This window comes from Chryseobacterium sp. HNCC26DJ239 (assembly GCF_057180445.1).
This window is the reverse complement of the sequence record NZ_JBXUGJ010000001.1, coordinates 721,997-747,966: the sequence shown is the minus strand read 5'-3', so window position 1 is coordinate 747,966 and position 25,970 is coordinate 721,997. Positions and strand designations below refer to the sequence as shown.

The window sequence follows — 25,970 nt, the reverse complement described above, 5'->3', positions numbered from 1 at the left end:
TTTTTCTGTGCAAATTGTTGTTTATTAAGCTTCGATAAATGCTAATAAATCTTTGTTAATAGTTTGGTGTTCTGTGGTTGGCATTCCGTGAGAAAAACCTGGGTAAGTAATAAGTGTTCCATTTTTTACGAGTTTTGCAGATTTTATTGCAGAATTTTCGATGGGAACAATTTGATCATCTTCACCATGAAGAATTAAAACCGGAATATCAACAGCTTTTAAATCTTCTGTAAAATCTGTTTCAGAAAAAGCTTTGATGCCGTCGTAATGAGCGACAATTCCACCCATCATTCCTTGTCTCCACCAATTTCTTTGAATTCCTTCTTTTATATTTGCGCCATCTCTGTTGTAACCGTAGAAAGGAAAAGTTAAATCGAAATAAAATTGGTTTCTGTTGTTTAAAGTTTGCTCCCTAATTCCATCAAACACTTCCATGGGAACGCCGTCGGGATTTGTTTCACTTTTTACCATTATTGGAGGAACTGCACTTATTAAAACTGCTTTTTTAGCTCTTCCGTTTGAGTATTTGTTTACATAACGAATTACTTCTCCACCGCCTGTGGAATGACCAATGTGAACAACGTCTTTCAAGTTAAGAAATTCAACCAGTTCTGCCGCGTCGGAAGCGTATTGTTCAATGGTGTGATTGTATATGTTCTGGCTAGAACGGCCGTGACCTCTTCTGTCGTGGGCAATTACTCTGTAACCTCTTTGTAAAAAGAAAATTACTTGTGCGTCCCAATCGTCGGATGATAAAGGCCACCCGTGGTGAAACATTAATACTGGACCATCTCCTTGATCTTTGTAGAAAATTTCTGTTCCGTCTTTTAATTTTAATGTGCTCATTTTTTTGATTTTTGTGATTGTTATTTTGATTTTATTGTATAGCAAAAATAGGCGCGAATTTTTACAATAATCTTGATCTAGGATAAATTAATGATAAAATTTTGAGAATGTAACATCTTCTTAATAAATTAATTAAAAAGAAACTGGAGTCTTACTTCCTTTTAATTGATACGGAATATGAATAAATTATTATTTCTTAATAAATGTATAGGTAACAAGACCTCGGCTTGTTTTTTCGAGAAATAATGTAAGTTCCTGCTTGGAGCGAGCTTACGCCAATTTGACCTTCATTTGATTGGATATTGAAGATTTTTTGCTTTCTACCACTTATATCAAAGATGGAAAATTCGTTAATTTTTTCTTCGCTAGTGAAATGAAGAATATCTTTTACAGGATTTGGGAAAAATTGTGTGGAGGTTTTTGCTTTGAAGAGATCGTTTGTAGCGAGTAAATCATTTGAAATCTTTATATCGTCAATAAGAGTAGAGTAGCCTTGCGCATTTTCACATTCAATAGCGATTTGATAAATATTTGGTGGTAAACTGATATTACCGAATAGGTACCAGCTGGAAAATGGAGGTTGAAACCCCATCATCATATTCCAGGTTCCGCTTTAAGATGTTCTGTAATAGATTCTTATCCAATTTGCGGTTCCGTTTTGTTGAGGGTTAATTACGTAAAACCTAAGTTTTGGTGAAGTAAGTAAACCTCAATTTAAAGGTGGAGAAACCAACTTGTTTTTTTTAAGTTTCAGCTATACTTTTTCAATAATTTGGAATACGCTCAATAATTTGTATTTAATTTTTATTTCAATATTATTTTGAAGATTGTTTTGATAGATATTGATATATGAATATGCAATCGATTGTACTTGTATTATGTGAAACATAAAATAAAAATAAATAAATAATAGGTAATATATTTTGTTTATTAGTGAATTATTATAAATTTGCATCGAACAAAAACAAATATTAATCATGAAATTCACATTGAAGACCACACTTTCAGTGTTGGCGATGAATGCTGTACTAGCATTACATTCTTGTACCAATTCAAACCTTGAAAATGATCCGCAAGTAGATCTTTCATCAGGAAGCTCTCAAAGCTCTCTCAATGCCAAAACAGTTATTCCTTTGGCAAGTTGCGTCGCTCCGGGATGGGCATCTCTGAATGGAGGAACATCGGGAGGAGGAACATCCGCTGAAACAACCGTTACAACGTATGCTCAATTAAAAGCCGCCATCGAAAACACGAGTGTTAAAGTGGTAAAAGTAGTTGGAACAATTACGGTGACGTCCCGTATTTCATTTCAGGATCAAACCGGAAAAACAATTTATGGAGCAAGTGGAGCGAAGTTGGTTTCAAACGATCAAACTCAGGATGGTTCAGGAATTCTGAATATTAAAAGATGTAACAATATCATCATTCGAAATCTAATTTTTGAAGGTCCAGGTGCATACGACACCGATGGTTGGGATAATGCAATTTTGGATGACTGTAGAAATGTTTGGATCGACCATTGCGAATTCCGAGATGGGGTAGACGGGAATTTTGATATTAAAAACAAATCAGATTTTATTACTGTGTCTTACACGAAGTTCCATTATTTAAAAGCTCCAAAAGCAGGAGGTTCTGGTGGAACTGACGATCATCGTTTTTCTAATTTGATAGGCTCAAGTGATGGCGCAGCAGCAGATGCAGGGAAATTGAATGTGACTTTTGTTCGTTGTTGGTGGGCACAAGGTTGTAGAGAACGTATGCCAAGAGTGCGCTACGGAAAGATTCATATCCTAAACAGCTATTTCAACAGTACTGTAAGCAATAAATGTATTGCGGCGGGATATCAAGCCAATATTTTAGTGGAGAGAAATGTTTTCGAAAATGTAAAACAACCCATTGATTTGATGACCGGTTATACAGCAGTTACTCAAACAGGAAGTACCTTTACCAATGTAACAGGCAATACTGCGGGAAGCGGAACCGCATTTACCCCTTCTTATTCTATTGTGAAACTTGCAGTAGGTTCGGTAAAAGCGGATGTTACGGCAAATGCTGGAGCTACATTAACAGGAAACATTTGCGAAAGCTACTAAGCAAGCTTCAGTAATTGATATTTGATACCATACTTTAGCAAACCCATCGGAATTTTCCGGTGGGTTTTGTATTTTTTGGTGGCTGAAATTCTTCTTAAAATATCACCCTTTTTTAATTCGTAATAGATGGAAAGAACTAAAATAAAAAGATTAATGCTTTAAAAGTAAATATTTAAAAATTAAGCAAATAAAAAACAGTTAAATATGATTTACTGCTAAATAAAATAGGAAAGTTTTTAATTCTGCTGCGGTTAGAAAAATAGAGCATTTAAATTGTATGGCTGAAAATATTCTTTTTTTTTAGCTGAAAAGTATTCTTATAGAAAATGTGAATTTAAACTGATTCCAGTTTCTTTAAAGCATTAAGGGCGCCTGTTAAAAGTTGTTTCCAATAAAAAAAATAAAAAAGACCTGTATGATTTATGTATTTATTTTCTACACTAGCGTGCTGTCCATGAGGGTAGAATTCGCCATTACTGGAAATCAAAAACTTAATCAGTAAAAATGGTCTATAATACAGTAGTATGTATAATTGTACTTGTTTTGTATTGACGAACTTTGTATTAGAATAAAATTGACAAAGCTATCGGAGCCGGCATTACTTTATGTACTTCCTCTCAGTCAAATGCTGATGATACAAGACGTTTTTGGGGGGGGTAACATCGTTTTCTCTACCGATCAAGAGCAGATGAAAAAATGCTCAAAATAAGATATTAGTATAGATGCCGTTTCTGTAAAGCACAATGTTAATGCCTATATTGGTTTATTGAAAAATAGATGGATTCATAGTAATGGTAGCACTTCTTAAAAATAAAGAACATATGGACATAGAAAAAAAATCAAGTCTTTTTCCAAAAGGAAATAAATTATCAAATGAATGGTTTACTGGTGACGCATTTCTTTCACCATTGGTATCAAGGGATAAAAACAATGAATTTTCTGCAGGAGCAGTAACCTTTGAAATAGCTGCAAGAACCAATTGGCATACGCATCCCAAAGGCCAGGTTTTAATAGTTACAGAAGGTTCAGGTCTTTATCAGGAGAAGGGTAAGCCTGCGCAAGTTATAAAAAAGGGAGACGTTGTAAACATCCCGGAAAATATTGAGCATTGGCACGGTGCTTCTTCTGATAGTTCAATGACGCACATAGCTATTACCAATTTTAAGGGAGAAACACAGGTGACCTGGCTAGAACCTGTTTCCGATAAAGAATTCGATAAAGCAAATAAATGAGAAACCGAATAAAAAACAGGGTTGAATAAAGATTAGAATACTCCTGTTTTTAAAATAATTATTCCTTGTGGAGAATGAGAAAATTACATGAAAATAAGAGAAAATGAATATAGAAAAAGCAAAATTTTCCAACAGAGATCTGCAAGAGATAGATAAAGCAGATGATTTAAAAATATCCCGTCTCAGGGCGGATTGTGTTACCCACGGAACGCCTACTTGGATATGGGAGGTTGTGGTGGACGGTAGTTTATACGTGAGAGCATATAACGGCACAGGCAGTCGATGGTTTCAATCGGCTATTGAAGAAAAAAGCGGACAAATCCATGCAGCAGGGATGATAAAAGATGTTCATTTTGAGCGTATAGAAAACGATGAGCTTCTCCACGACAAGATTGATGAAGCTTACAAAACAAAGTATGGCAGCAGTCCATATTTGGGTTCAATGATAAGTGACAGAGCAAAAAATGCCACTATCAAAATTTTACCTGCAATTTGATCATAAAAAAGGTAAGGGCGAAACAAATAAGTAAACGCTTTATCTATTTTGAAGCCATAGCATCTGCCGTCAATTTTCAAGCAAGAGAAATGAAGAAAACAGCTTATGAAATAGTAAACTAACTCGATCAAGCCGACAAGTTGTCGGAGGTATATTGGTCATAAGTGATTAAAATTTTAAAAATCAAAAATATGAGAAGATTATCAATATTAACCGTATTAAGCCTGATGTTTTTAGGGCAATCCTGCACACAAGAGAAAAGTAATAAAGAATCAGAAAAAATGAGTGACAAAACAAAAACAGAACACTACACATTTCAATTAAGCGAAAAGGTTAATAGAATAGCAGTTAATTTTAAAAATCGTTATGGCATAACACTTTCCGGAGATTTATACCTTCCAAAAAATATTGGGGAAGAAAAATTGCCAGCCTTGGTTATCAGTGGGCCATTTGGAGCAGTAAAAGAACAATCTTCGGGATTATATGCCAACCAAATGGCTCAAAGAGGGTTTGTTGTTATAGCTTTTGATGCGTCTTATACAGGTGAAAGTGGAGGAGAACCAAGAAATGTGGCATCGCCGGATATTAATACAGAAGATTATAGTGCTGCTGTGGATTTTGTGGGACTTCAAAAAAATGTAGACCGAAACAAAATTGGTATTATCGGAATTTGTGGTTTTGGTGGAATGGCACTAAATGCCACAGCTGTTGATAAACGTGTAAAAGCCGTAGCTACAACAAGCATGTATGATATGTCTAGGGTAATTTCTAAGGGATACAATGATGTGGTAACACTAGCGGAAAGAACTAAAACTTTAGAAAACCTGAATCAACAAAGATGGAAGGATGCAGAAACTGGGAACCCGGAATATCCTGCTGAACATTTACCCGCAAAATTAACGGGCAAAGAGCCTCAATTTGTAAAAGAGTATTTTGATTATTACAAAACACCAAGAGGCTATCATGAGCGTTCGGTAAACTCTACAACAGGATGGAGGTTAACCAGTGCACTTTCATTTATGAATATGCCTTTGTTGAGTTACATTAAAGAGATTTCTCCAAGACCAATGCTTCTCATTGCAGGAGAAAAGGCACACTCTCGCTATTTTAGTGAAGATGCTTATAAGGCCGCAGCTGAGCCAAAGGAGCTGATGATTATTCCTGGCGCTGTGCATGTGGATCTGTACGACAAGGTTGATGTTATTCCTTTTGGTAAATTGGAAACATTCTTTAAAGATAATTTAAAGTAATCGGGACATTTTCTTATCCTATAAAACAAGATACAAAGAGGTGGCTGAATGCTGCCTTTTTTGTTTGCTCTAATTAGCCAAATACAGCAAGATAATACTAAATCTATTATTTATCCACGAATATTTTTAAATTATCTACAAAAATTTAAAATCTAAACATTGCATTGAGAGAATGATTTAGCAGAGTTTGCCAAAATAGTAGGTTTTGCACAGGCAATGGGTGTTGTTTGTTATTTGAAAATGGATTAGAAACAATGAGCTATGGAGCAATCAAGGTTCACAGAAAAAATGATATGACTATTTTTTTGCCAATGTCTTAATCAACTGAGATATAACGCCTGAAAGAGTTTATGTTTTTCGTACAACAAAGGTTTTATTTAAGTACATGCAATTTTTTGATCCCAGTTTTTCCATCAAGTATTTCTCTTACAATCATTGTTATTCCAGCAAGTACTCCAAATCCGGCACCAAACCAAGGAGTATTATTAATATCAAGGTTTGCTATTATCCATCCTCCTGTCAATGTACCAATAGACACACCTAAATTTCCAAAGGCCGATTGCAGACTATTGGCGAACTCAGGCGCTTCAGGTGCCGCGTCAATCATATAGGAAATTGCTGTTAAAAAGGAAGGGCCGTACATGATTCCCCAAAAAGCTATAACCAAAATCTGTAAATAGAAATTAGTTCCTGAAAAATATAATATCACAGGTAAAATCATTGTACCCAATAGAAAGAATGCTGTAGTAGCCACCACATTTTTCGATAAGAATCTTCCAGCCAACCAGTTGGAAACTACTCCAGTGGCTCCAAATAACAAAAGCATATAACTAATTTGCTGTCCTGACATCAACTTTACTTTTTCAAGATAATCTGCAAAATAGCTGTATGTGGAAAACCAAGCTGATATTAGCAATACATTAAATGCAATACTGATGATAAAGCGAGGTTTCTTAAGTATCTGCAATTGACTTCCGTAGGAAAGTTTATCCTTTACAGGTATAGTTGGAATATAGAAAAAGATACCTGCTAATGCGATTATTGAAATTATTCCCTGAATTATAAAACTAGTCTGCCAACCGTAAAAGCTGGACATATAGGTTGTGAACGGTATGGCGGTAACTTGTGCAAGTGCAACTCCACCAATTACAATTCCAATTAATTTGTGCTGCTCATTTTTGCTGGCGGTACGGATAATGGTCCCTACTGCTGCCGAAAAAAATGCAGGCTGTAAAATGGCAGGTAAAATTCTGAATATGACCAAAACCCAAAATGGCGGTGCAAATGCAGAAACAATATTAGAAATTAAAAATAGTGAAATAGCCAATAGCATTATTTTCTTCCTATTTACAGCTGATGTAAAAAGAACAACAAAAGGTCCCAGCAAAAAAATAGTTAGCGCAAATGCACTCAGTAATAAGCCTGCATGATCAATGCTGATACGGTAATGAGCAGCTACCCTTGGCAATACACCTATTATCCCAAATTCTGTACTAATAATTCCTAACGCTCCAAGGCATCCGGCATAGGCGATTTTATTGATTCCTATTCCATTCTTGTCTGTGTTCATATCTGTATATCTAATTTATTCTTTATTTTTTTTTCTCATAATCTCAAAGAACTGCTTCTGCTAGATTAAAACCATAAGCATTATATTTTCCCAAGGTTACGAGAATAGTAGACCCATTATCAGTATTTAACCTTATCTACTTATTTTTTTTGGAGGATATTAAGCTATAAAAGGAGATCGTTTTACAGCTACTTGCTAAAAATTGAATTTCAAATTTGCCTGATAAAAAGACAATTAAAATTTTCACCATTCGAACTGCCTGACATTTCAAACAATCCAAATGGTGAATTAATTATATTATTAATAGCTCGATATTTGTTACTGCCATTTATACGCATAGTGCGCTCTATGATTTATATTGTAGCGGCATTTATAACATAACGGTATCGAGCTTCTTTGTTTAATACTTTAGCCCATGCTGTATTGATTTCTTCGGCTTTGATGATTTGTATTTGCGGAAACAGTTTGTTATCTGCACAATAATTAACCACCTCTTGTGTCTCAGGGATACCACCTATCATTGACGCATTGTAGTTAACCCTTGTGGCTGCAAGTCCTACATTGCTTAATATAATTTCGAATCCAACAGGCATACCAACCTGGGTGAAAAATCCGTTGGTTTTGACTACTGAACTGTAAGCGGCCACATCAAATTGAACAGGGATAGTTGAAATCATATAGTCTAACATCTTTTTGTAAGGCTTCAGTTTATCAAGACTGTCCACAATAATTACTTCTTTTGCTCCAAAAGACAGAATATCATTCACCTTATCTTTTGAAGTGGTAAAAGCATAAACTTCTGCTCCTTTTGAAACCGCAATCTTAACAGCCAAGTGTCCTAAGCCTCCGATTCCTGCTACTCCAACTTTATCACCTCTCTTAAAATTTGCTTTCATTAATGGTGAGTAGGTTGTAATACCTGCACAAAGTAAAGGTGCTGCTTCCTGCAAACTAATATTGTCGGGAATATGAACGGCAAAATGCTGTCTTATTACGATGTGTTTAGAATAACCACCTTGGGTAATTCCTGATGGAGAAGTTTTGTCTGGAGAACCGTATGTTCCAACCATTCCTTTCTCGCAATGTTGCTCTTCTCCATTTTTACAGCTGTCACATTCCATACAGCTGTCTACCATACATCCAACTCCTGCTTTATCACCAACTTTAAATTTGGTTACATTTTTTCCCACCACTGTTACAATTCCGGCTATTTCATGACCGGGAACCTGTGGATAAGGTTGTTTACCCCATTCACCTTTCATCTGATGGATGTCAGAATGACAAATACTCGCATATTTAATTTCAATCAAAATATCATCATCACCTACAGGTCTTCTTTCAAATTCCCAAAGACTCAATTTGCCACTACTATCTTTTGCAGCATATCCTCTTGTTTTAATATTTTTACCAGTACTTGCATTTTTGGCAGGGCTTGCGAATAAGTTTAAAGAGGGTACCAAAGCTAGACCAGCACCTGCAATCGCGGTCTGTTGAATAAATTTTCTTCTTGAATGTTTGTTTTTATCTTCACACATAATATATCTTTTTTTTGGTGTCAGTACTAGAAATATTTTTCTACATTTATATAAGCTACGGCTCCGAAATATGGAGCAAGCGGAAAATTAGCGACATGTAGTTTTGCTTTTTCTTCATCAATGCCTTTAAATACTAATATGGCTCTAGTTGCATCGGTTTTTGTAAAAACGTGCTCTAGTATATCTTTTTCCTTCAATTGGTTAGCAATCTCAAGTTCTTGTGTAAGTATCTCTTCCAAGTTAGGTACTGAGTTTAAATCACATTTTACATCTGCTATTATCCGATTCATTATTGTTTTATTTTTTTTATGGCATTAATATTTATACTCAACAATTTGTCTTCTATATATTTATGGTTTGCTACTAACCATTACTAAATCTAGCCGCAACTTGAGCTACACGTTTTCCTAAATATTCAGCAGTTCTTAAATCGCTTTCACCTGGTGTGACTTCCGGAGTTTCGTTTTCGGAATATGCCATAGCTCCCAACCAGCTTCCTAAACTGTTAAGTTCTTTCGTTGACAGAGTGCTATCCGGATTAGCAGGATGCAGGTCAAGCCCTGTCCAAATCATTCCGTTTTGTGCTGCAAATAATGCTATAGAAATAAGAGAATTAAGTTTATCTCCACTTAGAGATCCGGAATTGGTAAAACCGGCAGCAATTTTATTGCGCCATTTGAATTCGTTCCAAACTGCTTTCGTAGATGTTTCAAAAAAAGCTTTTAACTTGGCACTTATAGAACCGTTATAAGTTGGCGACCCGAATATAATTGCATCGCTTTTTTCTAAAATTTCCCAAGGGTAGTCATTTTGTTCTCCGATGTGAAAAAGATGAACTGTACTTCCCTCGAGTTCACCTGCCCCTTTTGCTACGGCTTCAGCCAGTTTTTTCGTGTGACCAAAGCCACTGTCATAAACGATTGATATAGTCATTATTATTTTTTTTAATTAACCTCCATTTTCAGTATGCTTAAAACTATAATCTTTAGATGTAACAAATATTTTATTAATTTGATATTTTTCGCCATCAATTTGTTGTCTTTGATACCCTGCTTATGTTTTAGATCACATAAGACGTGGCATAGTTGTTCCAAAAATTAGTTTATAAAAAAATATATCTAAATAATTTTATAGTTTTTTTAGTTTGTGATTCCTATGGTATTTGAAACCAATACAAAATTGATGTCTTTTTAGTTTCTCTTCATTATACAGAATACTGATATGCTGACCAATTTTACTGAATTTAAGCAAAGACTATTCAAACAACTGTTTTAATGTAATAACTTTGTGAAGTACAAACAAATAATGTAGATTATGGAAAATTTTGTCAAGGTTGACACAGTAAGCCAATATGATGTTTTCTACAAAAAAGAGAACCTGCACCCTTTGGTGAGTATTATTGATTTTAACGGAACATATCCTGAAATTTATGCATCAAAGATGAGCTTCGGATTTTATGCAATTTATCTCAAGGATACTGTATGTGGTGATATTGCTTACGGCAAAAGTACGTATGATTATCAAGATAAGTCATTAATCTTTGTGGCACCAGGGCAGGTTATCCAAGTCTCACTTAAGGAGGGTGAGCAGGCATATGGTCTGGCGTTGGTATTTCATCCTGATTTAATTAGAGGTACCCCTCTGGGAAAGCGAATTGACAGCTTTGCTTTTTTTTCTTACAAGTCTAATGAAGCATTGCATATTTCTGAAAAGGAGCGCAGATTGGTGTTAGATTGCTTTGATAAGATTAAATACGAACTTGAGCTTGGAATAGATAAACATAGCAAAAAGTTAATCGCTTCAAATATTGAATTGTTTCTCGATTATTGCGTTCGTTTTTATGATCGTCAGTTTATCACACGCAGCGAAATAAATAAGGGTGTCGTCGAGGAATTTGAAAGTTTCCTTAGTGAATATTTTTATTCTGATAAGCCACAGTCAATCGGACTTCCCTCCGTAAGCTATTTTGCAGAACAACTTCATCTTTCACCCAATTACTTTGGAGATGTCATTAAAAAAGAAACTGGCAAATCTGCATTGGAATATATTCAGTTAAAAACTATGGATATTGCAAAAGAAAAGATATTAAATCCTAGGGCTACCATTAGTGAAATAGCGTACGAATTGGGTTTTAAACATCCTACTCATTTCACAAGGGCATTTAAGAAGAATACAGGTGTTACACCTTTGGAATACAGATCACTTAATTAAAAGGGAGTTATTTAAATACGCCCAAAATTTATTCGTGATAATCTCAATTCTTCATATTAGATTATAGTGTCTTAAAAGGTGCGCATTAGAAATAAATTATTGTATATAAGGAGAGTTATTTGTGTGTAAACAGTGTGAAAGTAAAATGGCGCCAACTTAAGACAGTTGGCGCCATTTTTTCGTCTGTACCCAGGACCGAAATATTTTTACAACAAAATGAAGCTGATTATTAATAAGTTACGTTTTTCTTGTGTCTAGATTGTGTCTAGGTTTAAATTTCATCTTCTAAGATTTTTACAATCTTATTGATTATTTCTTGTTTTCTTGGTTTTCTTGCATAGTTTGCAGATTCTTCTTTCACAATGTTTTGTTGTGAAGTACTGAATAACGCATACAAATCTATATCCGGATGTTTGGAAACGTACCAAACTAGAAAATCTACCGGCATTGCATTTTTTCCATAAAGATAATTGCTAACAGCTTGTTGTGTAACGCCATATTCTTTAGCGATATCGGTTCTGCTTTCCTTTTTATCTTCGCTATATCGTTTAATTTTCTCGTGTATTTTCATTTTTAACCTATTGTTTATTAATTAGTTATAAAATATTCACAATAAATCGTTGTAAAAAACACAACAAATCATTGTGAATACAATATATAATTGTATATTTGTCTTACGATAGTCTTACGGTAGTCTTACGGTAGTCTTACGCAAAAGTAAGAAAAAAGCACACTAGAACAATTTATTCATTTATATATATGGCTTCAACACTTAGACAAAAAACGGTCGCTAAGAAATACGATTTCATCGAGCAATGGTTGCCTAATCGCTATACCAAAGATGTAAATACTCTTTTGGGAAAAGACAAGAAAGACGCAGCCTATATAAGACAGGTGAAAAACGAGCGCATCAATAATCAAAAGATTATGAAAGCGCTGTACACGGTTGCAAAGCTCAACAAACTTCAACTCGAAAATTAACTTTTTAAATACAATAATAATTATGACACCAAAAATTTATCCAGGAATGCTCGACGCTCGAATCGAGTATTTCGCAGAAGGGCAACAAGTCTACAAGATTAAAGACGGCGCCGTTAAAAAGTTTGAAGATGTAAAAGAGCATCGCGAACTTCAATTTATCATCGAAAACGAAACTGGTCTAAAAGACATTATCTCGAAAATGTGTAATAACGACCAAAGAGAAATGCAACAAAAGTTGGCGTCTTGCCGTTTCGGAGCACTCAATTTTGAAGCAGATTTCGATCATCTTGGGAATGCTTCTCACGATTTTGTTGATTGCCATCTCCGTGGAAACTGTATTGGCGAACATATCGTTTGTAAACCTTTAGTTCTAAAAGGTGAAGAAATTACCGAAAAGCAATTGGAAATCCTTAGAGGATGCGCAAGTAACCTTACCAATGAAGTACTTGCCGAAACCGTAGATATGCCTCTCGGTTCTTTCAATGTTCTAAAGCAAAAAACGTACAAGCAACTTCATATCCAAACCAAACAGGAAGGGGTTTTATTATTAACGCAAAACGGATTGTTGTAATGGAAAAATTAGAGGAAAAATTCACAAAAGGCACTTGGTATTTTCAAACAAATGCAGATGCTTATACCAATATTGTTCGATGCGATAACCGAGAAGGAAATACAATGATATATATCGTAAATGCACATGGTACAGGAATTCAGAATCATGCAAACGCAACACTTATTTCTGCGGCGCCAGATTTATTAGAAGCATTAAAAATGATGCTTTCAAGATTTGAAAATATTCAAAAAGGAATGGTAAAAGCAGATTACGTAAAAGATGTTGCTAGAAAAGCCATTGAAAAAGCACTCACAATTCAAGAAAAAGGAATTTTCTAATGAAAAACAAATACATAAAACTTGGATTACTCTCAGTAACACTTTTGTACATTGATTTATTCTGCGGTGCGGGTGGAACTTCAACAGGAGTTGAAACAGCAAAAATTCACGGAGAGAAATGTGCGAAAGTTATTGTTTGTATTAATCATGATGCAAATGCAATCGCTTCTCATGCTGAAAATCATCCAGATTCTTTGCATTTAACGGAAGATATTAGAACCGCAGAAATGGCACCAATTGTTGAGCATTTAAAGCAAATGCGAAAACTATATCCTTTTGCAAAAGTTGTTTTATGGGCTTCTCTAGAATGTACCAATTTTTCAAAAGCAAAAGGAGGTTTGGCGCGAGATGCTGATTCTAGAACATTAGCTGAACATTTAGACAGATATATTATTGCTTTAAAACCAGATTCTATTCAGATTGAAAACGTAGAAGAATTTATGAGTTGGGGTGATCTTGACGAAAAAGGAAAGCCTATAAGCAAAGATAAAGGCAGACTCTACACGAAATGGGTAAATCATATTAAGGATTTTGGATACTCTTACGATTATAGAATTTTGAACTCTGCAGACTTCGGAGCTCTTACTTCTAGAAAACGCTTTTTTGCTCAGTTTAATTCTCCGGGTATTCCAACAGTTTGGCCGGAACCAACGCACGCAAAGAATCCTGAAACAGGTTTATTTGAAAGCTTAGAAAAATGGAGAGCTGTAAAAGAGGTTTTAGATTTTAAAGATGAAGGAGAAAGTATTTTCACACGAAAAAAACCTTTGGTTGAAGCTACATTGGAAAGAATTTATCACGGATTAATAAAATTCGTAGCAGGAGGAAAAGATAAATGGATTCTAAAGTATACTCGATTAATGGGAAAACGAGAGTTCACATTCCGCCAAGTATCGAAGAACCTTGTCCTACAGTTTCTTGTCAAGGAAGATTAGGAATTATAAGTGCAAACTTTTTAGCGCAATATAATTCGGGAAACCCAGAGCATAGAGTTAAAAGTGTAGAAGATGTTTGTAATACTGTAACAACAAATAACAGATTTGCTAAAGTTGAATGTAATTTTCTATCAAAGTATTTTTCCGGAAATCCTTCGAGCAAAAATATATCAATCAATCAACCTGCGCATACAATCACAGCAATAGATCATCATTCATTAGTTCAGCCGAAGTTCATTCAGGCATATTATGGAAATGGTTTTACTTCTTCAATCGAAAATCCATCACCAACAGTTACAACTGGAGACCGCTTTTCATTAATTACTTCATCATTTATTGATCAACAATTTGGGAAAAGTACACCTGCTTCTGTAGAAACTGTTTTAGGTGCTTTAACAACGAATCCTAAATACGCAAAAGTAAGCGCAAAAAAATATTATTTAATGGATAGTCAATACTCTAGAGTCGGTAATTCAATAGATCAACCTTGCTTCACCTTAATAGCTAGAATGGATAAAACACCTCCTTATCTTGTTGAAATTTCAGAAAATTCTGAACTGCTTTCATTTATAAAAAGCGATGGAAATATTATCGTCTATGAAATCTATGAAAGTGATTCTTTAATGATGAAAAAAATAAAAGAATTCATGGCTATTTATGGACTTATGGACATTAAAATGAGGATGCTGAAAATTCAAGAACTTAAAGAAATTATGGGTTTTCCAAAAGATTATGTTCTTATCGGAACTCAAGCAGATCAAAAAAAATTCATCGGAAATGCCGTAGAAGTTACAATGGCTCGAAAAATATGTGAAGCTACCGCGAATAAACTATTTAACCTTAGAAAAGCCGCATAACCATGCCCAACCAAGATCAAACATTTAGAGATATAGAATTAAAAATCCTTGATGCGTCAAACTATGGGTTTGATATTATTCAAGAGTTGTATCCACAAGCGACGGAGAGAAAGAATTTCCGTATTAGAGATTACAACGACGATAAAAACGAATCCGCTTCTATGAAGCTGCTCGAAGTTCGTGGCGTTATGGCGTATCGTGTTACCGATTTTGGTGGTACAGTACACTCAGAAAACTGTTTTGGCTTATATGCGCTTGCCAATAACTGCTCTTATACAGAAGCGGTTTTGGAATTGGCAAACCAGTACCAAGCCAAAGGAATAAAGATTTTGGAGACCGAAAAAGTAGTCTACAAACCTGAATATCGCGAGTGCGCTCCCGAACTTTTTGAAGGTACTTTAAACGCCAAAGGCTTTTGCTACAAGCTAAAAGATTTTACCTCTTTTGAACTCGGCCTTTTAGGACCAGAGATAAAAGGAACTGAAAACGGCGACAACGAAAACGGGAATTTCAGATCGCATCTTATTACTCCAGAAGTTTGTAAGGAAGTAAATCTTTTTTCGTTGGAAGAATATTCTTTCCTATCGAAAGATGGTTCTAAGGTTGTAACCTACAAAAGCACCGACAAATTTCCGATTCTCGCTTTCATTAATGATGATAAAGAGATTGGCGAATGGTTAAAAATCTACAAGCCAAGAGCGGGGAAAAAATTCACGGAAGATGGTAAAGATTACCGCTTTCATCATCTCGGTGGTCGTCCGAAGGATTTTATATTTGGCTTAAATCGTCTTAGAGATTTATTGGAAGATTATCGTGATGATAATTACTCAGATGAAAGCGATGTGGAAAGAGAAGACATGAAGCTTCCACGTATTACCATTGCAACTGGCGGAAGTGATGGGCTTAATCTTATAGCATTAGGAGAGCCTGTTATTTGGTTTAATTCTGAAACTGAAAAAATATCAAGATATGTTCTTAACAATCTAAAGCAGTTAGCAGAAGATATTATAAACGTTCCAGATTGTGACGCAACCGGAAAGCGTGAAGCAAAAGATTTGGCTTTAGAATTTTTGGAAGTAAGAACACTTTGGCTCGACAATTATTTTAGAAATAAAAATAAAAAAGACTTCAAAGATTTTGCTTTTGAAAATCAGCACATGACGAAAAAGCAACTTACCAAAAGAGTAGGCGAAATGATGGATGCGACAATGCCTGCAAAGTTTTGGACTTCTTCTTACAACGAAAAAACGAAAAGATATACGCACAATTTCAGTCCGATGTTCTCATTCTATTTTTTAAGGCTGAATGGTTTCTGCAGAATTTTAGATAAATCACGAAAGGATGGGTATTATTTCGCTAAAGTCTACGGAAACGTTGTGGAAGAAGTAGATGTTACCGACATTAAAAACTACTTCAAAGATTTTTTAATTGAAAAACAACGCCGTGAAGGTGTACGCGAAGTGTCTTATTCTTTAATGGATTCACTTATCACAACCAATCGTATTTCAGAATCTACTATCGATAGGTTGCACATAAGAGAATTAGATTTTTCGGATTTCGACCAGGATGCGCAGTATTGGTTTTTAGGCGATAGAATTTTTAAAACAACCAAAGCTGGAACAACACAGGCAAAATTTGATAGGTATGTTTTAAAATCCCAGTTACTTGAAAATCTTATTGAGGAAAACGACTGCATGAAAATTAATCCAAAAGATTTCAAAATTGCGGAAAAACCTTATTTCAAAATTAAAGAAACCGAAGTTGGAAAATTTACCATCGATATTTTGGAAGAAAAATGCGACTCTCTGAACTACATGATTCAGACTTCCCGCTGTCATTGGGATACCGAAAAAAAGAATATGGCAGAAAGCGGCTTCGATGATGTCTCATTTTTCCAGAAAACAAAATTCAAGATTACCTCTACCTATCTGAATGAAGAGCAAAACGAAAGACAAATAGCACATTTGGTGAACAAAATCTACGCAAGAGGTTATATGCTTCACCGTTACAATGACCCTTCAAAACCATTTGCTCCGTTCGCGATTGATGATGCTGTTTTAGAAGATAATGTTGCCGAAGGAGGGTCGGGTAAAAGTATTTTTTTTAAAGGGTTAAAATTTTATTGTACTGTTTTCGATATCAATGGTAAAGATAATTTTAAGGATGATAAGTTTATCTACGAAGGAGTATCGATGCATACAGATATAATTTTTGTAAATGATGTAGAGCGTGATTTTGATATGAAACTTTTTTACAATGTAATTGAAGGTGATTTAAAAGTAAATACTAAAAATGAAAAGAAGTTCAAACTTCCTTTTAAATATGTTCCAAAATTCTGTTTTACTTCAAATTACTCTTTAAGAGATCAAGAAGGAGCGACAGTAAGAAGGCGTATTGATGTAGGTTTTAGTGATTATTATCACGCACCTAATGAGCACAGAGAAAAGCGCGAACCGAAAGACGATTTTGGATATAATCTTTTTACCGATTGGAACCAGGAACAATGGTTTAAAGACATCAACTTCAACTGGTTTTGCCTTCAGTTTTATTTAAGCTGCCGAAATAAGATTAATGCGCCAAGTGATAATATTCTGAAGCGTAAACATATCTCAGACATGGGGCAACATTTTCAGGAGTGGGCAGATCGATATTTACCAGAAATTGTAGGACAGGAACTGGAGAAAGATTTTGTCTTGGAAAAATGCAGGGAAGGAAATAAAAAGTATCTCGGAGATATTGTGAGCAATACCTTCAAGAAGAAAATGAGAGCTTGGTGTACTGTTAATGGGTATGTTTTCAAAGACAGATTCAATAAAACACTTCCGCAGTATGATTCACAGGGTTATCCAATTATGGTAAAAGGATCTCACTATCATAAATCGGTAGAACATATTTCGATTATGCCAAAAATAGACGATTCAGAAGAATCAGAAAATAAAACTTCAGCTTATTTAAAATAGAGATTATGATTTTAACAAGATTAGGAAACAAAAGGAAATTAGCGAAGAATCTAGTTAACTATTTTCCCAAGCATAAGATGAGAATAGAGTTGTTTTTTGGTGCAGGTGGTAGTTTTTTTTACTTACCCAAAGCACAATATTCTGTATTGAACGATTTAGATAATGATGTTTTTAATTTATATATGATTGTTTTAAATGAAACAGAAAATTTAAAAAAAGAAATTCTACGAGTTCCTCTGTCTGAAAGTTTAATAAAGTTTTGGCGTTCAAATCGAGAAGATTCAGAATTAATGTCTGCAGTGCGATTTCTCTTTTTGTCCAATTTTACTTACATGGGAAAAGGAGACACTTTAAGATTAGGATTAGACAATGCGAAATTAACCTTATTGAATAATATTGATAATACATTATTGGCCCTAAAAACAGCAAAGATCACTAATAGAGATTTTAGGGATGTTTTGCCTAAGATATCATTCAGTAAAACTGTAAATGATAAGGATAATTGCTTTGTATATCTAGATCCAATTTATTTTGAAACAGAGCATTATTATAACGTTCCATCATGGTCAAAAGATGATACAATTGATTGCCTTGATATTGTTCAGAATTGTGGAATTAAATCCGCGATGTCTGAATTTCCTCACCCATTTGTTTTATCTGAAGCCAAAAAAAGAGGATTGAATGTTTTTCCGGTTAAATCAAGAGCAAATATTAAAAACCGAAAAACTGAAATATTGATTACCAATTATGAACATTCTAACCTTTTTGACTAATGCCCATCTCCCAATTTCCCACTAAAAAAGAGCTTATGGAAAGCTTTGGATATCTAAGCTTCCAATGTGCGTTTTTAAATCTTGATCTTATCGGGATTCGGTTGCGCAAAAGCTATGAGATTGTGATTATCACGTATCGTGGTGCCAAAAAAACTGGCTTCATGTACGAAGGAGGAAACCTTACAAAGGAAGATATAGACGAAATTTTTGGCGACGTTCCAGAAGATTATAACGAGCTAGAAACCACCTACGAAAGAAACTTCGGACATCTTGTGGAAATCTTAAAACCCAGAAAAGACATGTACGTCTGGATAAACGAAAACGAAATTTCAAAAATTGTAAAAACGAAAAAATGACAAAACAGGAAAAAATACAAGAAGCTTACGGAGGGCAGTATGAATTCTTAAAACAAAACATCGAAGAAGATGGATGGTTAATGGTTTCCTCTAGACAATATGGTGAACTTTATAATAACTTAGATAGATTTAATATTTGTTATAATCTTCCTTTTAATAATAAAGTTGAGTATAAAACAGATAATGAAAGTACAAGTATTAGACCTATCTGTATAAAAGGTATTGAGTATAATAACGGTTGGATGAAAATTGAAGATAGCCTTCCAGAATTTCCTAAAGAACTGAAAGAAGTTAGATTATATTTTGTCTATACTAAAACAGGGTTTATTGATGTAGATAATAATTTAAATCTTTGGTTTTGGAAAGAGAAATATACACACTATCAAGATATAGAACCTCCCAAACCTCCTTTATACTAATGAACACCACCCCCTCACAACCCCCGCAATATTCGCAGAAGATGTTAATTGGTCTTCTCAACGATTGCAAGACGATTGAAGAGCTTTGCAGTTTAGGCAATCTCCTCAAGGAACTTTCAGAAGCTGGCGATTTTCCTATGACTGCCAAACTTCGGGCTTTCGCACTCGTAAAGCAACAGGAACTTATCTACGGAAACAACTTTGGTAAAAAGAAAAACTAATGATAAAATTTTTTAAAACCACCCAACAAAAGCAAGCCGAGAAACTCAGCCGTGAGATTCTAAAGCTGAACAAAAAGATTGACGACTGCACGATTTGCATACAGGATGCCATCGTTTGGCAAGATGTAAACGGTAAAATCTCTTATCAAAACCGAAAGAGATATTTAGAAGAACAAAGAGAAAATTTATTTACAGAACTTAAAAATATTAACTAACATGGAAATCTTCGGAACAATTAAAAGCCGCACAGCGGTATAGCAAAAAACAGAAACTTTTAAAGTGCAGAAATTCGTACTCGATGCTTCTTATACGGATAACAGAACTGGGCAAACCTACGAAAACACATTAGAATTTCAGGTCACAGGAAACGCCATCGAAAGGCTCGGTGAAATTCCTGATAACTCAAGAGTGAAAGTATTCTTCAATCTGCAAGGAAAAGAGGTAAGCAAAAGAGATAAGCCAGAAGAAAAGTTTATCGCGCAGAATCTCAACGCATGGAAGTTTGAACTTTTAATTCAAAAAAATGAAACAGCATCGCCAACAAATACAAAAACAGAAGCTCAACAAAGCAATACAGGATCTGTCTATCAATAGCGAAGCCTTGAAAGCGTTTACAGAAACGTTCGTTCGCGCAACCAAGGTAATTATTACCGTTGCCGATATGGCGAAAGAAATGAAACAATCTAACCACGAAGCATGGCATAAATGCTCTGCTTGTGGCGATTGGTTCGACAGGAAAAAAGATAATTGTTGCCCGACCTGTGGGCAGAATGATTTTAAATGAAAACACTCGCTCGTTTTGAGCGGGTGTTTTTATTTGATTGATTCATTCATTATTCTTACCGCATTTTTAACACTAAGTTCATGATCGTCTTCTTCATATTGCTCCGCTTCCGTAATAATATTGTACACTCTAGATTTTGAAACAACTTGTTTACGATCCACATCAAAATAGCTTAACTCATTAAGATTATTAAAATATTCTAATATTTGTGCACCTTCAAATCGCAAAACTTTCGATTTCATGTTTCTATAGCGACTGTTGACAAATTTTTCAACATCTAGCTGATAGTCTATTCTAGCTTTCTCTTCTTTCAGATATTTATTTTCATCGTGAAGAACATTGATGGTATCATTTAGATTATTGAATCGATTATCATTATCTTTATTAATCTCTATATTTTCATCTATCAGATTCTGTTTTTCTTCCCTCACAATCTTAAGTTTTTCATCATAATCCACTAATAAATCGTTGGTTTTTGTTCGTTCTTCATTTAAATTTTCCTGAAGTTTTTGTATAGTGAATTTAAGTTCGTCAACATATTTATTATGATCTTCCCCCTCTTTAGCTTTCTTTATCTCATCTTGTTTTTCATTGTTAGCAATTGCTATTTCTTTGTCATTATTAATCTTTAACAAAGCTTTTTTCTTTTCAAAATTTGCTCTATGCTTCACAGATTTCTGAAGAAAATACTCATTTGCTTGATTTAAATAAGGTAAAACAAAAAGATATAATATCGTCGTTAAAAATGGAAAAATAAAATAATGTAGTAAGTCAGAGTATTCCTGAGAGATCAAAATAATTTTATATTCAACAGTTCCTTTTGAAAATATAAATAAGGAAATTGGTTTCCAGTTAAAAAGTAGCCAGGAAATTAAAAATGTAGAGATATAAGGATTTTTAAAACGGTCGAGAACTATTTTTCCCGCTTCGTCAGTGAACTTTGCAGCGGTCTCGTTAATCTTTCCTGCCTCTTCGGTAAGTTTTTCCATCATGGTTTAGTTTATTTCCTCCAAAAATACCACAACAATTTTTCATCCGCAAACCCCACTGCGGAATTCCGCCTCCTTTTCCTTCCCCTTACCCCATATAAAAAATTGATTTAAAAGTGTAATTCTGTATTTAGCAAGGTAAAACGCTGATTTTCTATATAATACACTTTTTTTATAAAACTGTAACTCTATAAAGAGAATACAGAAATTACTGTACTAAAAAGATAAAATACACAAATACACTTTCGCTATATTCCTGGTTACACTTTTGAAAACAGTGCAACTTCCTTATAGATAAGCAGTTTACACAATTACACTTTTTAAGCTATTGAGAGAAGAGATTTATCACAACAAATTGTTGTATTCACAATATATAATTGTATATTTACTCTATGAATTTTTTAAGGGAAATAACTGATAATATGATAAATAGAGTAGAATTGATATCTCTACTCGATGAAGTGTCTCTAAATATCACTCCTCCGGAGGGAAACTTTGCCGCCTCATCAATTGGCGAGGCGGCATTTGATGAAGTTTACTTCACCGTTTCCAGTCCATCACTTACCGAAGATGGAAAAGATACCGATTCCGGTTTCCTGTGGACCAAAGAATTTTCTTTCAAATTTCCTACGAATACCCAAAGAACCACAATCTTAAACCGGTTCCGTGAGCTGAAAGCAATTCGTTTGCATTATTGCAATGGCAGTTTCACAGATCTATGCCGAAACGATTATCATCAAAACAAATCGATCACGGCTGCAGTATCTACCGTGAAAGAATTTACCACCATGTCGTGGGCACTCAATAGCATTTTCCCATTTGAATTTCAAACCAAAACATAAATATATTACATGATTGTTCCCTTCAAATTATCAGAGCATCTAGTCCACTATTTTTTTAAAGAGCTCAAGGGAAAAGAAAAAAAATATGCCGGACTGGAAGTAAAAGTAATACCGATAGAAAAGCACAGCTTTATCGGAAAGCTCATTGTCTCCCATATCAAGAAAATAGACTATCCGGTAAAAAACATCAAAGATTTTAATCTCTTCATTGAAATGAAGACTTCTAACCGATTGAAATACTGTACAAAACAGAAACTTTTTAAAAGGGAAAATTTAAGTACTTCATTTGTAGAAATCCCCGAAGAATTAATGACGGAAATAGATAGTCAACTCGACGAGATCTTCCGCCAAAACTTTTTCTTCTACGTTCTGGGTAAGACGGAAGGCAAGGAAGATAAAATAAAAACGGTAATCCGTAAATGGATGGACGATTATAACCTGTGGAATTTCAATTTCGATATAGAAATGATGCGCCGCCTATTTTACCGAATGCGAGATGATGGGCCAATGCATCGTTTGCAGACAAGAGATATTAGTTACTTCAAAATTCAGAACAAATCTTTGTCACAGTTTCCCAATACGTAACGAAATAATTTTGGCATAAATAAAAAAGTTATGCCAAATATTCCTTCCAATGTTGATGATCTTTTGGATTTAATTATTCAGAATATCATCGATAATACTTCCGGTCTTATTGAAGAATCTACACTGCGATTTGTTCTCAATCAAATCGTAACCGTTCTCGATACAAAGATTTCGCTAATCTCTCCAGAACTTACGACCGAGCAATTGGCAATGTGGAAGAAGCTCGCAGATTTTAAAGCCTCCGACTTCATTGGAACCGTTACAACATCTACCACTTTCCCTTCCGCAAAATCCTGGGGTTTTGCAGGACCAGGAACATACGCCAATGCAAATGGCTTGGTAGTACCTGCAAATAATATTGGCGTAATTTCTTTTGATGGAAGTGTTTATTCTTTAGTGGCTTTGCCGTTGCCACAGGCAACAAAAAGCATCCCGCAATTCGCTGATCTTAATTTCCCTGTTACCAATCCTTCGGTAGGGGAGAAAGTGCAATGCGTGGATAATTTTGTTGCTTATCAATTACTAGATGGGCAAACATCTACGAATGCGAATTTACCTTCTACTTCTCCAACTATTTGGAAAGAAGTTGGAAAATCTGATGAAACAATTATCAAAATTGCTCAAGGTGCTTCAAATCCAAAAAAATCTATTGTAGTTTCTGGAGCATTTCAAAATGATGCAGAACAAAATTATTATAGAGATTTGCCTATTGCTATGACAGATAATGCTTATCTAAATAGTATAGGGATAAATAAGTTAAATTGGACAGCAAGAAGTGGTAATGTCGAGAATTACTGGTATTTTAATAATGGTGTAGGAGTAGATAAAGGACTTGGTAATATAATTGAGAATCAGAACGGAAGATACATGAAAATAGAATGGTATATTTACTCTAAAACAGGAGTGCAACCATCTAGCGATACTTCTGGTAGACTAGGGGCTTTTATAATTACAAGTACTGGTAATACCCCACTAATAGGTAGTGATTCAGTAAATGGTGCAGTTACTATTACACAAATTGCTACTGATATTTTTAAAGTTGAAAAAATATTACTATTTGAATATACAGGAACTTATACAACAATAGGTGTTTCTACAGTGTTAGAAGATGCTGATGTGCCAGTAGGATTTGTGAATGGTGATTTTGCTGTAACAGGTTTGAAAATAGCTTTTGCAGACACTAAAGAAGAATTATACGGTGAAATCATAGGAGATTGGCAACCTAATGCTAATTACATAACACAAGCTGAGGGAGACGCAAGATATGTTCAATCAGCGGATTTACCTAGTTTTACTGTTGATTTATCAAGGAATATTATTGAATCGCAAAGTCAATTAGCACCATTTTTTAAAAAGCGTAAAGCTAAAAAAGTAGATGCTTATAATCGAATAAATGCCGCGGTAGTAGGAGATTCTATTTTTGGAGGGCAAGACCCAACGTGGGGTATTTCTAACTCAGAAGATTTTAATAATCCTTCTGAAACTCAAGCAGGGTATATTACGGGGCATTTTCCGCCAAATATGTGGCAGAAAAATGTTGCTTATTATATTTTAAAAGCACTTCAATATGAAGATGCAGATGTAAAATATTATAATCATGTAGCGACCGAGGTTACTAAAACAGGCACATGGTCTGATATTTATCCTGTTGGAGCAGATTCGTTAAGACTTTGTAGTACATCTGAAAATAATGCAGGGATTCAACTCTCTTTTACAGGTGCTAAATTTGCTAAATTTATTTGGTCTACATATAATTCTAACGGAAAAACAAGAAGGTTAGAATTAATGGTTTCGACAAATGGAGGTTCTACCTTTCAAAAAATTTCAGATGCTGGATTGACGAGTAGTATTGTATTAGACACAGACAGTGCATTTCAAATTCCAAATGAGGATTTGAAATGGGGTAATGTTATTATCAGTGGATTTAATGAAACTACAAATTATATATTCAGGGTTAGAAAGATAGATGGAAGTGGCACATTAGATGTATGGGGCTTCGAAACATGGGCTAATCCTAGAGTTGATGTTATTGTAACAGCAGAGGGAGGTAACTTAGCGGCTGATCAATTAAGCAGACCAGACAGATTTTATCACTCGATTTATAACCAAGACTTAGTAGTTTATAACGGTCCTTATCTAAATGACAATGGAATAGGTCGTATTAATAATTTTTTTGGCGATATTACATTAGCGCAATCACCAATTACCGGATGGGCAGATTATGTATTCTATCGAGCTGCTGAAACTGGTTTATATGTCAATTTCAATAACTTATATCTATATGAAGGAGAGTACTTAGAATGGTTTGGAGGAGCTTGGAGAAAAGGAAGTACTACACTGTATAATGAAATTGATATTAATTATCTTGAAGATAATAAAGCTGTTTTCGATAGAATCAGACAGCAAGGAGTACCAACATTATGTATTGTGACTCACGATTCTGTTTCATTCGCAGAGAAACCATTTACTTTCGATTATGCTTTAAAGCTTCAAAAATTAATGTTAAAAGAAGCTGGAATCACATATATTGATTTGAATTATTATCAGAAAGAGAATGCTATTACAGGAATTTTCGCACCCGACGGAACGCATTTAAATGATTCTGGAGTTGAATTGTATAAGGATTTAATTCTATCAGTACTGGATGTAAACAGCGATTTCTTAGGTGTTCCAAGCTCTGTTTTTACAACTAAAAAATTAACAGGAAGTTCAAGCTCAACAAGTATAGATTTTGGTTTTGAATTTAAAGAGATTCCTACTGTTAGAATTTTCAATAATTCTACAATTGTAATTTCATCTAAAACTAAAAAAGGATTTACAGTAACAGGAGCAGGTAGTTTTGATTGGGAGGCTTTTGTAAACTAAAATAACAATAAGCACTCTCTTTATGGGAGTGCTTTAAAACAAAATATTAAAATGAAAACAATTCTCAATAATTATTACCACAAGTATTTTGCGGAGATCATGACAAGTATTCTTGTTCTTTTGGTGATAAACATTCTGCTTCTCGTTTTCGGAATTGTTTCCGCCAGAAAGCAGCGGGCGGAAATCTCACAACATCAATCCGCAAAAATCGACAGCACCAATGTAATGCTGAAAAACGCATCAAATCTCAAAGAAATATTAAGAAATTATAAAAAATAA

Annotated in this window: 29 protein-coding genes; 21 read left to right on the top strand and 8 right to left on the bottom strand. The window is 34.6% G+C overall.

Going from position 1 to position 25,970, the window contains the following annotated elements; translation table 11 throughout:
* Positions 1 to 24 precede the first annotated feature (24 nt).
* Both AC2A1D_RS03545 and AC2A1D_RS03540 read right to left on the bottom strand, forming a co-directional pair.
* Positions 25 to 846, bottom strand: a complete 822-nt coding sequence (locus tag AC2A1D_RS03545; protein WP_484042292.1) for an alpha/beta fold hydrolase — start codon at positions 844 to 846, stop codon at positions 25 to 27.
* Between the two features lie 196 nt (positions 847 to 1,042).
* A complete protein-coding gene (locus AC2A1D_RS03540) occupies positions 1,043 to 1,444 on the bottom strand; it encodes a T9SS type A sorting domain-containing protein (RefSeq protein ID WP_484042291.1) in 402 nt (133 codons plus the stop codon).
* A gap of 379 nt (positions 1,445 to 1,823) precedes the next feature.
* Between AC2A1D_RS03540 and AC2A1D_RS03535 the strand changes: the two genes are divergently transcribed.
* The 4 genes from AC2A1D_RS03535 to AC2A1D_RS03520 all read left to right on the top strand — a co-directional run bounded on the left by AC2A1D_RS03535 (position 1,824) and on the right by AC2A1D_RS03520 (position 5,917).
* Positions 1,824 to 2,939, top strand: a complete 1,116-nt coding sequence (locus AC2A1D_RS03535; RefSeq protein ID WP_484042290.1) for a pectate lyase family protein — start codon at positions 1,824 to 1,826, stop codon at positions 2,937 to 2,939.
* Positions 2,940 to 3,760: 821 nt separating this feature from the next.
* Positions 3,761 to 4,171: a (R)-mandelonitrile lyase gene (locus AC2A1D_RS03530; RefSeq protein WP_484042289.1), complete on the top strand. Its 411-nt coding sequence runs from the start codon at positions 3,761 to 3,763 to the stop codon at positions 4,169 to 4,171.
* A gap of 103 nt (positions 4,172 to 4,274) precedes the next feature.
* Positions 4,275 to 4,667, top strand: coding sequence for a DUF2255 family protein (locus tag AC2A1D_RS03525; RefSeq protein ID WP_484042288.1), 393 nt, complete (start codon positions 4,275 to 4,277; stop codon positions 4,665 to 4,667).
* Between the two features lie 281 nt (positions 4,668 to 4,948).
* The gene (locus AC2A1D_RS03520; RefSeq protein ID WP_484042287.1) at positions 4,949 to 5,917 is read left to right on the top strand and encodes an alpha/beta hydrolase; all 969 of its coding nucleotides are present in this window, start codon (positions 4,949 to 4,951) and stop codon (positions 5,915 to 5,917) included.
* A gap of 373 nt (positions 5,918 to 6,290) precedes the next feature.
* On the opposite strand, the gene AC2A1D_RS03515 is transcribed toward AC2A1D_RS03520, so the two are convergent.
* The 4 genes from AC2A1D_RS03515 to AC2A1D_RS03500 all read right to left on the bottom strand — a co-directional run bounded on the left by AC2A1D_RS03515 (position 6,291) and on the right by AC2A1D_RS03500 (position 9,955).
* On the bottom strand, positions 6,291 to 7,487 hold the full coding sequence (locus AC2A1D_RS03515) for an MFS transporter (protein WP_484042286.1): 1,197 nt from the start codon (positions 7,485 to 7,487) through the stop codon (positions 6,291 to 6,293).
* 353 nt (positions 7,488 to 7,840) lie between these two features.
* On the bottom strand, positions 7,841 to 9,022 hold the full coding sequence (locus AC2A1D_RS03510) for an NAD(P)-dependent alcohol dehydrogenase (protein WP_484042285.1): 1,182 nt from the start codon (positions 9,020 to 9,022) through the stop codon (positions 7,841 to 7,843).
* 26 nt (positions 9,023 to 9,048) lie between these two features.
* Positions 9,049 to 9,312, bottom strand: a complete 264-nt coding sequence (locus tag AC2A1D_RS03505) for a hypothetical protein (protein ID WP_484042284.1) — start codon at positions 9,310 to 9,312, stop codon at positions 9,049 to 9,051.
* A 73-nt stretch (positions 9,313 to 9,385) separates the two neighbouring features.
* Positions 9,386 to 9,955, bottom strand: a complete 570-nt coding sequence (locus AC2A1D_RS03500) for a flavodoxin family protein (protein ID WP_484042283.1) — start codon at positions 9,953 to 9,955, stop codon at positions 9,386 to 9,388.
* 381 nt (positions 9,956 to 10,336) lie between these two features.
* Between AC2A1D_RS03500 and AC2A1D_RS03495 the strand changes: the two genes are divergently transcribed.
* Positions 10,337 to 11,233 carry a helix-turn-helix domain-containing protein gene (locus AC2A1D_RS03495; protein WP_484042282.1) on the top strand — a complete coding sequence of 299 codons (897 nt, stop codon included), beginning with the start codon at positions 10,337 to 10,339 and terminating at the stop codon, positions 11,231 to 11,233.
* 271 nt (positions 11,234 to 11,504) lie between these two features.
* On the opposite strand, the gene AC2A1D_RS03490 is transcribed toward AC2A1D_RS03495, so the two are convergent.
* On the bottom strand, positions 11,505 to 11,804 hold the full coding sequence (locus AC2A1D_RS03490) for a hypothetical protein (RefSeq protein WP_484042281.1): 300 nt from the start codon (positions 11,802 to 11,804) through the stop codon (positions 11,505 to 11,507).
* A 188-nt stretch (positions 11,805 to 11,992) separates the two neighbouring features.
* On the opposite strand from AC2A1D_RS03490, the gene AC2A1D_RS03485 reads away from it, so the two are divergent.
* The 12 genes from AC2A1D_RS03485 (at position 11,993) to AC2A1D_RS03430 (ending at position 20,220) form a co-directional block, all read left to right on the top strand.
* Positions 11,993 to 12,214: a hypothetical protein gene (locus AC2A1D_RS03485; RefSeq protein WP_484042280.1), complete on the top strand. Its 222-nt coding sequence runs from the start codon at positions 11,993 to 11,995 to the stop codon at positions 12,212 to 12,214.
* 22 nt (positions 12,215 to 12,236) lie between these two features.
* Entirely contained in the window at positions 12,237 to 12,785 is a 549-nt protein-coding gene (locus tag AC2A1D_RS03480; protein WP_484042279.1) for a hypothetical protein, read from the top strand.
* A complete protein-coding gene (locus AC2A1D_RS03475; RefSeq protein WP_484042278.1) occupies positions 12,785 to 13,105 on the top strand; it encodes a hypothetical protein in 321 nt (106 codons plus the stop codon). Before AC2A1D_RS03480 ends, AC2A1D_RS03475 begins: the two co-directional genes overlap by 1 nt.
* The gene (locus tag AC2A1D_RS03470) at positions 13,105 to 14,040 is read left to right on the top strand and encodes a DNA cytosine methyltransferase (protein ID WP_484042277.1); all 936 of its coding nucleotides are present in this window, start codon (positions 13,105 to 13,107) and stop codon (positions 14,038 to 14,040) included. The genes AC2A1D_RS03475 and AC2A1D_RS03470 overlap by 1 nt, the downstream gene beginning before the upstream one ends.
* Entirely contained in the window at positions 13,941 to 14,897 is a 957-nt protein-coding gene (locus tag AC2A1D_RS03465; RefSeq protein WP_484042276.1) for a DNA cytosine methyltransferase, read from the top strand. Before AC2A1D_RS03470 ends, AC2A1D_RS03465 begins: the two co-directional genes overlap by 100 nt.
* 2 nt (positions 14,898 to 14,899) lie before the next feature.
* The gene (locus AC2A1D_RS03460) at positions 14,900 to 17,857 is read left to right on the top strand and encodes a hypothetical protein (protein ID WP_484042275.1); all 2,958 of its coding nucleotides are present in this window, start codon (positions 14,900 to 14,902) and stop codon (positions 17,855 to 17,857) included.
* 5 nt (positions 17,858 to 17,862) lie between these two features.
* Positions 17,863 to 18,630, top strand: a complete 768-nt coding sequence (locus tag AC2A1D_RS03455) for a DNA adenine methylase (RefSeq protein WP_484042274.1) — start codon at positions 17,863 to 17,865, stop codon at positions 18,628 to 18,630.
* Positions 18,631 to 18,665: 35 nt separating this feature from the next.
* Complete coding sequence (locus tag AC2A1D_RS03450; RefSeq protein ID WP_484042273.1) at positions 18,666 to 18,986, top strand: hypothetical protein; 321 nt, start codon at positions 18,666 to 18,668, stop codon at positions 18,984 to 18,986.
* Complete coding sequence (locus AC2A1D_RS03445) at positions 18,983 to 19,405, top strand: hypothetical protein (RefSeq protein ID WP_484042272.1); 423 nt, start codon at positions 18,983 to 18,985, stop codon at positions 19,403 to 19,405. Before AC2A1D_RS03450 ends, AC2A1D_RS03445 begins: the two co-directional genes overlap by 4 nt.
* Positions 19,405 to 19,626, top strand: a complete 222-nt coding sequence (locus tag AC2A1D_RS03440; RefSeq protein WP_484042271.1) for a hypothetical protein — start codon at positions 19,405 to 19,407, stop codon at positions 19,624 to 19,626. Before AC2A1D_RS03445 ends, AC2A1D_RS03440 begins: the two co-directional genes overlap by 1 nt.
* The gene (locus tag AC2A1D_RS03435) at positions 19,626 to 19,841 is read left to right on the top strand and encodes a hypothetical protein (protein WP_484042270.1); all 216 of its coding nucleotides are present in this window, start codon (positions 19,626 to 19,628) and stop codon (positions 19,839 to 19,841) included. Before AC2A1D_RS03440 ends, AC2A1D_RS03435 begins: the two co-directional genes overlap by 1 nt.
* Positions 19,842 to 19,905: 64 nt before the next feature.
* Entirely contained in the window at positions 19,906 to 20,220 is a 315-nt protein-coding gene (locus AC2A1D_RS03430) for a hypothetical protein (RefSeq protein WP_484042269.1), read from the top strand.
* A gap of 219 nt (positions 20,221 to 20,439) precedes the next feature.
* On the opposite strand, the gene AC2A1D_RS03425 is transcribed toward AC2A1D_RS03430, so the two are convergent.
* A complete protein-coding gene (locus tag AC2A1D_RS03425; protein WP_484042268.1) occupies positions 20,440 to 21,402 on the bottom strand; it encodes a hypothetical protein in 963 nt (320 codons plus the stop codon).
* A 419-nt stretch (positions 21,403 to 21,821) separates the two neighbouring features.
* Between AC2A1D_RS03425 and AC2A1D_RS03420 the strand changes: the two genes are divergently transcribed.
* Genes AC2A1D_RS03420 through AC2A1D_RS03405 form a run of 4 tightly spaced genes read left to right on the top strand, consistent with a single transcriptional unit; the run spans position 21,822 to position 25,970 of the window.
* Positions 21,822 to 22,241, top strand: a complete 420-nt coding sequence (locus AC2A1D_RS03420) for a hypothetical protein (RefSeq protein ID WP_484042267.1) — start codon at positions 21,822 to 21,824, stop codon at positions 22,239 to 22,241.
* A gap of 9 nt (positions 22,242 to 22,250) precedes the next feature.
* Positions 22,251 to 22,826, top strand: coding sequence for a hypothetical protein (locus AC2A1D_RS03415; RefSeq protein ID WP_484042266.1), 576 nt, complete (start codon positions 22,251 to 22,253; stop codon positions 22,824 to 22,826).
* A gap of 30 nt (positions 22,827 to 22,856) precedes the next feature.
* Positions 22,857 to 25,691, top strand: a complete 2,835-nt coding sequence (locus AC2A1D_RS03410) for a hypothetical protein (protein WP_484042265.1) — start codon at positions 22,857 to 22,859, stop codon at positions 25,689 to 25,691.
* Positions 25,692 to 25,742: 51 nt separating this feature from the next.
* Positions 25,743 to 25,970 (top strand): hypothetical protein, encoded by a 228-nt coding sequence (locus AC2A1D_RS03405; RefSeq protein WP_484042264.1) that lies wholly within the window; start codon positions 25,743 to 25,745, stop codon positions 25,968 to 25,970.